A 10,857-nucleotide genomic window follows, 5' to 3' on the forward strand; every position below is an offset into this window, starting at 1 on the left:
AAGAGCGCGGCCCTGACACTGCGATACGACACCTTCCACAAGAAACATCCCTAAGGAGCACTGCAATGAACCTGAAATTCCTGGCCCTGCCGCTGTGCGTGGCCACCCTTACCCTCTCCGGCTGCGCCAGCAAGTACGTGGAGCCGGAGAACTACTCAGGCTTCCTCAAGGACTACAGCGTCCTCAAGGAAGAGAAATCGCCCTCCGGCGCGCCGGTGATGCGCTGGATCAAGCCCGGCATCGACGTCAGCCAGTTCACCAGCGTCTACGTCGAGCCGAGCCAGCTCTACCCGAAACCGCAGCCCAGCGAGAAGATCCCGCAGAGCACCCTGGACGGCATCACCCAGTACTACGACCAGGCGCTGCAGACGCAATTCGCCAAGGCCCTGCCGCTGGCCACCGGCCCCGGCCCGGGCGTGCTGATCGTGCGTCCGGCGATCACCGCCGTCAGCGCCGAGACCAAGGGCCTGCAACCCTACGAGGTGATCCCGATCGCCCTGATCGCCGCCGGCGTCAGCACCGCCACCGGCATCCGCGACCAGGACACCAGCATCGCCACCGAAGCGGCCTTCCTCGACGGCAGCGACGGCAAGGTAGTCGCCCAGGTCGTGCGCAAGGGCGCCGGCACCGAGCTGGAGAACTCCTCCCAGGTCATGAGCGCCAACGACGCCAAGGCCGTGCTCGATGGCTGGGCGCGGGACATGCTCAAGTCCTATGAGCAACTGAAACACAAGTAACCCCCTGCATGGCCCGCCAGCCGGCGGGCCATGCCCACAAGGCCCCGACGCACCACCCGATGCAGTGAGGAAGTCACCGACATTCAACGCTGGCAGTTGCCCCGCAGGTACAGCGCATTCCGCAAGAAGGAGCTTGAAATGAAAGCGATTGCCCGATCCCAGAAGTCGTTTGGCCAACTGCCAGGCCAAGGCCTCTGGAAATTCAGTACCTCGTTCGCCCTGGCCGCCGCCATCTCCATGACCACCCAGGCCTGGGCCGCCGAAACGCCCAAGGCCGCCACCGAGGCGACCAAGACCGCCAACGACGCCCTGCTCAAGGAGCTGCCGTTCGACGACAAGACCTCGTTCGAGCTGGCGCACAAGGGTTTCATCGCGCCGCTGCCGTCCGAGCCGATCAAGGGCGAGAAAGGCAACCTGATCTGGGACCCAGCCAAGTACAACTTCATCAAGGAAGGCCAGGCCGCGCCGGCCTCGACCAACCCGAGCCTGTGGCGGCAATCGCAGCTGATCAACATCTCCGGTCTGTTCGAGGTCACCAAGGGCCTCTACCAGGTGCGCAACTACGACCTGTCGAACATGACCATCGTCGAGGGCAAGACCGGCATCACCATCTTCGACCCGCTGATCTCCGAGGAAACCGCCCGCGCGGCGCTGGAGCTGTACTACCAGCACCGGCCGAAGAAACCGGTGGTGGCGGTGATCTACACCCACAGCCACGTCGACCACTACGGCGGCGTGAAGGGCGTGGTGAAAGAGGAAGACGTCAAGGCCGGCAAGGTGAAGATCTACGCACCCAAGGGCTTCCTCGAACACGCCGTGGCCGAGAACGTGATGGCCGGCACCGCCATGAGCCGTCGTGCCAGCTACATGTACGGCAACCTGCTGCCACCGAGTGACACCGGCCAGCTCGGCGCGGGCCTGGGCACCACCACCTCTGCCGGCACCGTGACGCTGATCCCGCCGACCGACATCATCTCGCAGACCGGCGAGAAGCACGTCATCGACGGCCTGCACTACGAGTTCCTCTACGCGCCGGGCAGCGAGGCCCCGGCCGAGATGATGTACTACATCAAGGAAATGAAGGCGCTGAACACCGCTGAAGACTCCACCCACACCCTGCACAACACCTACTCGCTGCGCGGCGCGAAAATCCGCGAGCCGCTGCCCTGGTCCAAGTACCTCAACCAGGCGCTGAAGATGTGGGGCGACGACGTCCAGGTGATGTACGCCATGCACCACTGGCCGGTCTGGGGCAACAAGGAAGTCAACGAGCATATCGGCCTGCAGCGCGACATGTACCGCTACATCAACGACGAAACCCTGCGCCTGGCGAACAAGGGCCTGACCATGACCGAGATCGCCGAGCAGGTGAAGCTGCCCAAGGCGATCGCCACCAAGTTCTCCAACCGTGGCTACTACGGCTCGCTGAACCACAACGTGAAGGCGACCTACGTGCTCTACCTGGGCTGGTTCAACGGCAACCCGGCGACCCTGCACGAGCTGCCGCCGGACGAGGAAGGCAAGCGCTACGTCGACATGATGGGCGGCGCCGACGCGGTGCTGAAGAAGGCCAAGGAGTACTACGACAAGGGCGACTACCGCTGGGTAGCCGAGGTGGTCAACCACGTGGTCTTCGCCGACCCGAACAACCAGGCGGCGAAGAACCTGCAGGCCGATGCCCTCGAGCAAATGGGGTACCAGGCCGAGAGTGGCCCGTGGCGCAACTTCTACCTGACCGGCGCGCAGGAGCTGCGCAACGGCGTGCAGAAGCTGCCGACGCCGGACACCGCCAGCCCCGACACCGTCAAGGCGATGGACCTCGACCTGTTCTTCGACTACCTGGCCATGCGCCTGAAAGGCCCGGAAGTCGAGGACAAGAAGATCACCCTGAACTTCGACTTCACCGACCTCAAGCAGAAGTACCTGCTGCAGATGGAAAATGGCGTGCTCAACCACACCGAAGGTCTGCAGGCCAAGGACGCCGACGCCACCATCACCCTGACCCGCGACACCCTCAACAAGCTGATGCTCAAGCAGGCGACGCTGAAGGATGCCGAGGCCTCGGGCGACATCAAGGTCAAGGGCGACCAGGCCAAGCTCGAAGAGCTCATGAGCTACATGGACAACTTCGACTTCTGGTTCAACATCGTCACGCCCTGACCGGGCCGCAACAGCCAGGCCGGCGGCATGCGCCGCCGGCCTGGCGCTTTCCTCGCAGTCCTGGAGGCCCCTCACATGGATACCATTCGCGGCACCGCTTTCCTCCAGTTCGGCGAACTGCTCGCCGAGCGCGGCGCCTCGCTGCGCGCTCACCTCACGCCGCATCGCATCGACCTGAACGTCGTCGGCGACTACGAGAAGAAGTTCTCCTACCGCAGCCTGGTGCAGATCTTCGAAGGCAGCGCCCGCTCACTGGCCATGCCGGAATTCGGCCTGGAACTGGCGAGCCGGCAGAAATCCACCCTGCTCGGCCCCCTGCAACACCTGGCGCAGACCGCGCCCACTGCCGGCGAAGGGCTGGCTGCGGTGGTGCGCTACATGCGCCTCTACAGCCCCTCGATCCTCTTCCACCTCGAGCGCCGCAACGACTGCACCCTGCTCTGCTTCGACAACGCCCTGCCATGCATCGAAGAGATTCCGCAGATCGTCGAGAAGTCCCTGCTGCATGGCCGGCTGATGATGGCCGAACTGCTCGGCACGCCTTTCCAGCCCACCACGGTGCTGCTACGCCACCAGCCGCAAGCCGAGCTGGCCGTGTACCGGCGCTACTTCGGTTGCCCGGTGCTGTTCGGCCAGGATTACAACGCCCTGGCGATCTCCCAGCGTGACCTGCAACGTCCCTGCGTACGCCACGACGCCACGCTGCACGCCATCGTGAAGTTCTACCTGGAAGCACATTCAGGCGCCGACGAGAAACTCGGCTTCGAGGTCGAGCGGCACATCCACGCCCTGCTGCCCCGGCAGCGCTGCAACCTGGAACAGGTGGCACAACTGCTCGACCTGCACCCGCGCACCCTGCAGCGTCGACTGGCCAACGACGGTATCGACTTCGAAGAGCACGTCGACCTGATCCGCCGCCGTCGCGCCGAACAACTGCTCGGCCAGTCCGACCTGCCCATCGCGCGGATCGCCCAGGAGCTGGGCTACCGCCGCACCACCTCATTCTGCCGCGCGCACCACCGCTGGTTCGGCATGGCGCCCATCGAGCATCGGCGCGCGCTGAAGGCCTGAGTCCGCCACACCCGCGATCGACTCAATGCCGCTCCGCTCCGTTGGGCGCATAACCCGGAACGGCTCATCCGCCGGCAGCCTGACGGCGGATAACGCTGGCGCGTTGTCCGCCCTACCAGAGCAAACACACTGCTGCGCCAGTGGCACCAGGCCTGTGGTCGCGCGCCATGGCGCGCTCCTCCAGCAGCCCAGCGATACCGACGATCACTCGAACATTCCCTGCAAAGCGTTATTGCCCTGAGGCCAGGCATTCGGTTATTTTGATAATAATTCGCATTTGCGCGATCCATCGTCCGGCCGCCCATGACACGACCCATCGCCTGCGCCCATCGAGCCCAAGTGGCCAGCCTCTACCGCGAGAACCACGGCTGGATCCAGCAGTGGATCAATCGTCGACTGGGCAATGCCAGCGATGCTGCCGAGCTGGCCCAGGACGTCTTCGTGCGCTTGCTGGCGCAGCCACGGGAGTTCGAGAGCGACGTCCACGCCCGCGCCTACCTGAGCCGCATCTCGCTGCACCTGTGCGTCGATTTCTGGCGCCGCAAGCAATTGGAGAAGGCCTGGCTCGAAGCCCTGGCGCTGATGCCGGAAAGCCATTGGCCGTCGCAGGAGCACCAGGCGATCATCCTGGAAACCCTTGGCCAGCTGCAGGACCTGCTGGAACGGCTGCCGCCCAAGGTCGCCGCCGCCTTCAGCCTGTCGCAGCTGCACGGCATGGGTTACCGGGAGATCGCCGAGGAGCTTGGCGTTTCGGTCCGTACGGTGACCAAGTACATCGCCCAGGCCATGTTCCAGTGCGCCCTGCTCGAGGCGGAACTGGACGGAGTGCTGCAATGAGCGCGCGCCCCGGTCTCGACCACGCCACGCTGGAATGCGCCGCCGACTGGTTCGCGCGCCTGCAGGAATCCCCCAACGACGCCGAACTGCGCGCGCAATGGCGCCGCTGGCTCGACCAGGGCGAATCACAGCGCCTGGCCTGGAGCTACATCGAACGCATCGGCCAGCGCTTTGCCGGCCTGCAGGAGCAGGGCCCTGCCGCGCACCGGACCCTGGCCGGCCTGCGCACCGGCAAGCAGACCCGCCGTCGACTGCTCAGCCAGTTCAGCGTGCTGGCCGGCGCCGGCCTGTTCGGCTGGCTCGGTTGGCGAGCAAATCCCATCGCCAGCCTGCACGCGTGGCGCGCCCAGTACCGCACGGCGGTGGGCGAGCGCCGCAGCGAGCGGCTGAGCGACGGCACACAAGTCTGGCTCAACAGCGACAGCGCACTGGACGTTCATTTCGACGACGCCCGCCGCGAGCTGGTGCTGTACGCCGGTGAAGTGCTGATCGAGACCGGCCACGGCGACAGCCGCCCCTTCCAGGTCCGCACCCGTGCCGGCCTGCTGCAGCCGCTGGGCACGCGCTTCAGCGTGCGCGAAATCGGCCCGCGCACGCAGCTCAATGTCTACCAGGGCGCGGTGCGCGCCACCCTGCAGGACAGCGGCGCCAGCCTCACCCTGCAGGCGGGCCAGGGCGTCGTCTTCGATGCCCGCGAAGCCGGTGCGCTGACCCGCGCCGAAGCCCGCCGCGAAGCCTGGAGCCGCGGCCTGCTGCTGGCCGAGGACATGCCGCTGGAAGAATTCATCGCCGAACTCGGCGGCTACCGGCGTGGCCACCTGGGCGTCGACCCCGCCGTGGCACGGCTGCGCGTCATGGGCAGCTTCCCGCTGGCCGACACCGACCAGGCCCTGGCACAGCTGGAAGAGGCGCTGCCGGTGCGCGTGCAGCGGCGTTTCGACTGGTGGGTGACGGTGGTTCCACGAAGCTAGCCAGGCGCTGAACGCATTCGTAGGGCGCATAACCCGGAACGGGTTATCCGCCGTCAAGCTCGCGGCGGATAACGCTGACGCGATATCCGCGCGACGTGTGTTGGCGAGCAACAGCCTCCCCGCTCAGGTGGCACCCTGCAAAAAAGTTTTCGAGAATGGTTCCGATTTTCCGTTCTGCTTCGGATTACTAGGAAACACTCCTAATAACCGGACGCCAAGGAACCGGAATGTCACGCCAAGACCAGCACTTCCCGAGCAAAAAGCATCCCCTGTTTCTCGCCATCGCCCTGAGCCTGGCCACCGTCGCCCCGCTCACGGCAACCTCCACGGCGATGGCCGAGCAAGCTCAGCGCCAGAGCTTCGACATTCCCGCCGGCCCCCTCGCCCGCCAGCTCAATGAGCTGGCCGCGCAGACCGGCCTGCTGCTGGCCGCCGACGCCGAGCTGACCCGCGACCGCCAGAGCCAGGCCGTGCGCGGCAACTACAGCGCCGAGGAAGCGCTGGACGTGATGCTGATGGGCAGCGGCCTCGCAGCCCTGCGCAATGGCAACCGCTACCAGCTGGTGCCGATCCCGCAGGACGACGCCGCGCTGGAGATGACCGACACCACCATCATGGGCCAGGGCATGGGCCAGGCCACCGAGAACAGCGGCAGCTACACGCCGGGCCTGACCAGCGTCGGCTCGAAGACGCCGACTTCGCTGAAGGAAACCCCGCAGTCGGTCTCGGTAATCACCCGCCAGTTGATGGACGACCGCCAGATCACCGACATCAACGAGGCCATGAAGGCGGTACCGGGGATCACCGTGCAGAGCGGCACCTTCCGCCTGCAGGACTACTACTCGCGCGGCTTCGCCATCCAGAACATCCAGCTCGACGGCGCCGCGCCGATGGCCCTGGGCACCACCGCCGGCTCGTTCTACTCCTCCAACGTCTACGACATGGCCGAGTTCGACCACGTCGAAGTGCTGCGCGGCAGCTCGGCGCTGTTCGGCGGCACCGGCGACCCCGGCGGCATCATCAACCTGGTGCGCAAGCGCCCGCTGGATACCTACCAGCTGAAATTCAGCGCCTCCGCCGGCACCTGGGACAACTACCGCTCCGAGCTGGACGTGACCGGGCCGCTGGGCTTCGACGGCAAGCTGCGCGGGCGCGCGGTGGTGGCCTACCAGGACCGCCAGTACTTCACCGACAACCGTGCCACCGACAAGCCGATCTTCTACGGCGTGCTGGAAGCCGATGTCACCGACGACACCCTGCTCACCGGCGGGATGCGCTTCAACCAGGTCCACGAAACCGGCACCGCCAACGCCGTGCCGCGCTACAGCAACGGCGTCGACCTCGGCCTGCCGCGCCATACCGGGCTGTCCACCACCTGGGCCTACGCGGATGGTTTCTCCCGCGAGTACTTCGCCAAGCTCGACCACCGCCTGAACGACGATTGGAAGCTCAACCTCAGCTACACCAACATCTACGACACCATCGAAACCAACAACGCCACCACCCTGGGTTCGGTGAACCCGGTGACCGGCACCGGGGTCACCCGCTACGGCACCTGGATCACCCAGTGGAGCGAGCAGGACCTCTGGGACGCCAACGTCTCGGGCAACTTCAGCCTGTTCGGCCTGAACCACCAGCTCACCGTCGGCGGCGACTACCAGGACATCGACAGCCGCTGGCAGGGCACCCCGCGCTTCGCCACGGCCGGCGGCACGGTGGACGTGTTCGACCCGAACTCCACGCCCTGGACCGACCCCGGCACCCGCCCGGACGTTACCCGCAACTACAGCCCCAACAGCCAGACCCAGTACGGCCTCTACTCCAGCCTGCGCCTGCAGCTGGCCGAGCCGCTGCACCTGATCCTTGGCGCGCGGGTGCAGCGCTACAAGTTCGACCAGACCTACCAGACCCTGGCCAACGGCACCTGGAACACGCAGTCGCGCGTCGACATGCGCGAACCGACCAGGACCACGCCGTTCGGCGGCATCGTCTACGACCTCAGCGACGAGTGGGCCGCCTACGCCAGCTACGCGGAAATCTTCAAGCCGCAGCAGAACTACATGGCCGGCCCGCTGGGCAGCGGCAGCACCCTCGACCCCATGACCGGCAAGACCTACGAGACGGGCCTGAAAGGCGAGCTGTTCGACGGCAGGGTGAACACCAGCGTGGCGCTCTACTACACCAAGCGCGAAGACCAGGCCGTGCTCGACCCGCAGTACGACGCCACCTCGGTACTGTTCGGCGGCAACTGCTGCTACGTCAACGGCGGCGAAGTCGTCAGCAAGGGCGTGGACATGGAAATCTCCGGCGAGGTACTGCCGGACTGGATGGTGATGGCCAGCTACACCCTCAACCTCAACAAGAACCGCACCGTCGGCGGCGAGCTGAGCACCATCACGCCCAAGCACCTGGCCAAGCTGTTCAGCACCTACCGCCTGCCGGGCGACTGGTCGAAGTTCCGCGTCGGCGGCGGCGTCGATATCCAGAGCGCGACCAAGGTCAGCGGCACCGCCTCCTACTACGACAGCAACGGCAACGTGACGCAGGCCGACGTGCCGTACGACTACCAGCAAAGCGGCTACGCGGTGTGGAATGCGCTGGTCGACTACCAGTTGGACGAACACTGGAACGTCGCGCTCAACGGCAACAACCTGTTCGACAAGAAGTACTACCAGACGGTCGGCACCTCGACCTATGGCAACGTCTATGGCGACCCGCGCAACTTCATGCTGACCGTGCGCGCGACGTATTGAGAATCGGGCCTTCATCAAAGCTTAATCTTGCGCCGGCAGACTGAAGTCAGTCACCAATGGTGCGTGACCCATGAATGCTGCCTGTTCCAGGCAGCATTTTTTTTGCCTCCCCGTCGGGGCACACCGGCAGGAGCAGCCCATGTTCTTCCAGCCGGGGAATACCGGACAACCCGGCCGATTGCTGCTATATGCCTTGTGGCACGCACCGATGTGCAGCCGCCCCTCCCTGTATGGATACCGGCATGCCGATCCGCCGTTCAAGCACCATCCTTCTTGCCAGCCTGGGCCTGACCGGCGCCATCGGCGTCCTGTCGACCTGGGCCATCCTGGAAATGCGCCACGACGCCCTCGAAGTCGCCAGTGCCAACGGCCACAACATCGCCCTGCTGGTGCAGCGCGACATCCAGCGCAACCTCGACCTCTACGACATGACCCTGCAGGCCGTGGTGCACGCCCACGCCCAGCCGGAGATACGCGGACTGTCCATGGACACGCGCAACCTGCTGCTGCGCGCCTACACCGCGCCTACTCGCGGCATGGGCTCGGTGTTCCTGACCAACGCCGACGGCATCGCCACCTACAGCTTCGGCAAGGAAGTACCGGCACGCATCGACCTCTCCGGCCGCGAGTACTTCCAGGCGCTACGTGTATCGCAGGGCGACGCGCCCTACCTCAGCCACCCGTACATCCCCTACTCCAGCGACGCCCGCAACAGCGTTGCGCTGAGCCGTCGCCTGGAGCACGAGGACGGCAGCTTCGCCGGGGTCGTCGGCGCCAACCTGGAACTGGCCTACTTCAGCGAACTGTTCAGCGACCTCAACCTCGGCGAAGGCGGCACGGTCAGCCTGCACATGCGCGACGGCACCCTGCTCGCGCACTGGCCGGACACGGAGCCCGCCGCGACGCTGGGCGAGTCCTTCGAGCGCTACCGCAGCAACGGCGCGGAGAACTTCTTCGACACCAACAGCGACGGGCTGGAGCGCTGGCACGACTTCCGCCCGGTGGACGGATACCCGCTGGTGTTCAGCGTCGCCCTGCCATCGCGCGAGATCTACGAGGACTGGTACTGGCGCGCCAGCCTGATCGGCTTGCTGGGCGTTTCCCTGGTCGGCGCGGTCATCGGCCTCGCGCTGCTCGCCCTGCGCCAGATGCGTGAGCGCGACCGCCAGGAAGCCGAACTGCGGCAGGCCGCCAGCACCGACCCGCTGACCGGCCTGAACAACCGCCGCGCCTTCGACCTGCGCGCCAACCACGAGTGGTCGCGCTACCAGCGCAGCGGCGCCGCGCTGTCAGTGATGCTGATGGATATCGACAAGTTCAAGGCCTACAACGACCACTACGGTCACCCCGCCGGCGACGCCGCACTGAAGACCGTGGCCCGCGTGATCGCCGAGTGGGCACGGCGCCCCGCCGATTGCGCGGCGCGCTTCGGCGGCGAGGAATTCGTCGTGCTGCTGGGCGACAGCGAGGAAGCCGATGCCCTGGAGCTGGCCGAGCACATCCGCGCCAGCCTGCAGGCCCTCGCCGTGCCGCACGAGCATGGCCCGCTGGGGGTGCTCACCCTGAGCATCGGCGTGGCCAGCACCTCGCAATTCAGCCCCGCCGACTGGGCCGAGTTGCTGCAGTCTGCCGACAGCGCGCTGTATCGGGCAAAGGATGGCGGACGCAACCGGGTGGTCGGCTTCCGTTGCGCCTCAGTCGAAGCCTCCTAGCCGCGCAGGCTCAGCACCTTCAGCTCGCACTCGAAGAGAAACTCGAACGCCTCCACCTGGCGCAGCGCATCGCTCATCTGCGCGCCCCAGGTGTACAGGCCATGGCCGCGAATCAGATAGCCGGGGCAATCCGGGTGGGCGTCGAGCCAGGGCTGCACCTGGGTGGCCAGGCGGGCGATGTCCTGGTCGTTGTCGAAGATCGGCACGCTGACGCGGCCTTCATGGGTACTGACGCCGGCAAAGGCCTTCTGCAGCTCGTAATCCTCCAGTTGCAGACGATCACCGACGGTCAGGCGCGACAGCACGGTGGCGTTCACCGAGTGGGTGTGCAGCACCGCGCCAATCTCCGGTCGCCACGCATAGAGCTGGGTATGCAGCAGGGTTTCCGCCGACGGCTTCTTGCCCGGCTCCAGGCTGTTGCCGGCCAGATCGGTTTCCAGCACATCGTCCTCGCCCAGCTGGCCCTTGTGCTTGCCGGAAACGGTGAGCAGAACGCGATCCGCCGTCAGGCGTGTCGAATAGTTGCTGCTGGTGGCCGGCGACCAGCCACGGCCGTAGAGGAAGCGGCCGGCGTCGATGATCTGCCGGGTGAGTTGCTGGCGGGTATCGGTCATTT

General features: G+C 66.0%; 8 protein-coding genes. 7 read left to right on the forward strand and 1 reads right to left on the reverse strand.

Annotated features, from left to right (window positions below; all coding sequences use genetic code 11):
• Positions 1-65: 65 nt before the first annotated feature.
• The 7 genes from IB273_RS08055 to IB273_RS08085 all read left to right on the forward strand — a co-directional run bounded on the left by IB273_RS08055 (position 66) and on the right by IB273_RS08085 (position 10,241).
• Positions 66-737 (forward strand): DUF3313 domain-containing protein, encoded by a 672-nt coding sequence (locus tag IB273_RS08055; protein WP_192223756.1) that lies wholly within the window; start codon positions 66-68, stop codon positions 735-737.
• A 138-nt stretch (positions 738-875) separates the two neighbouring features.
• Entirely contained in the window at positions 876-2,897 is a 2,022-nt protein-coding gene (locus IB273_RS08060) for an alkyl/aryl-sulfatase (RefSeq protein ID WP_151187467.1), read from the forward strand.
• 75 nt (positions 2,898-2,972) lie between these two features.
• Entirely contained in the window at positions 2,973-3,968 is a 996-nt protein-coding gene (locus tag IB273_RS08065) for an AraC family transcriptional regulator (RefSeq protein WP_192223757.1), read from the forward strand.
• 303 nt (positions 3,969-4,271) lie between these two features.
• Positions 4,272-4,805, forward strand: coding sequence for a sigma-70 family RNA polymerase sigma factor (locus IB273_RS08070; protein ID WP_192223758.1), 534 nt, complete (start codon positions 4,272-4,274; stop codon positions 4,803-4,805).
• Complete coding sequence (locus IB273_RS08075; protein ID WP_192223759.1) at positions 4,802-5,776, forward strand: FecR domain-containing protein; 975 nt, start codon at positions 4,802-4,804, stop codon at positions 5,774-5,776. The genes IB273_RS08070 and IB273_RS08075 overlap by 4 nt, the downstream gene beginning before the upstream one ends.
• Before the next feature lie 227 nt (positions 5,777-6,003).
• Positions 6,004-8,529, forward strand: a complete 2,526-nt coding sequence (locus IB273_RS08080; RefSeq protein ID WP_192223760.1) for a TonB-dependent siderophore receptor — start codon at positions 6,004-6,006, stop codon at positions 8,527-8,529.
• Positions 8,530-8,771: 242 nt separating this feature from the next.
• Positions 8,772-10,241, forward strand: a complete 1,470-nt coding sequence (locus IB273_RS08085; RefSeq protein ID WP_192223761.1) for a sensor domain-containing diguanylate cyclase — start codon at positions 8,772-8,774, stop codon at positions 10,239-10,241.
• On the opposite strand, the gene IB273_RS08090 is transcribed toward IB273_RS08085, so the two are convergent.
• Positions 10,238-10,855 (reverse strand): methylthioribulose 1-phosphate dehydratase, encoded by a 618-nt coding sequence (locus IB273_RS08090; protein WP_081518339.1) that lies wholly within the window; start codon positions 10,853-10,855, stop codon positions 10,238-10,240. The two genes, IB273_RS08085 and IB273_RS08090, sit on opposite strands and share 4 nt — an antisense overlap.
• Positions 10,856-10,857 lie beyond the last annotated feature (2 nt).

Source organism: Pseudomonas sp. PDM19 (assembly GCF_014852215.1).
GTDB lineage: Bacteria > Pseudomonadota > Gammaproteobacteria > Pseudomonadales > Pseudomonadaceae > Pseudomonas.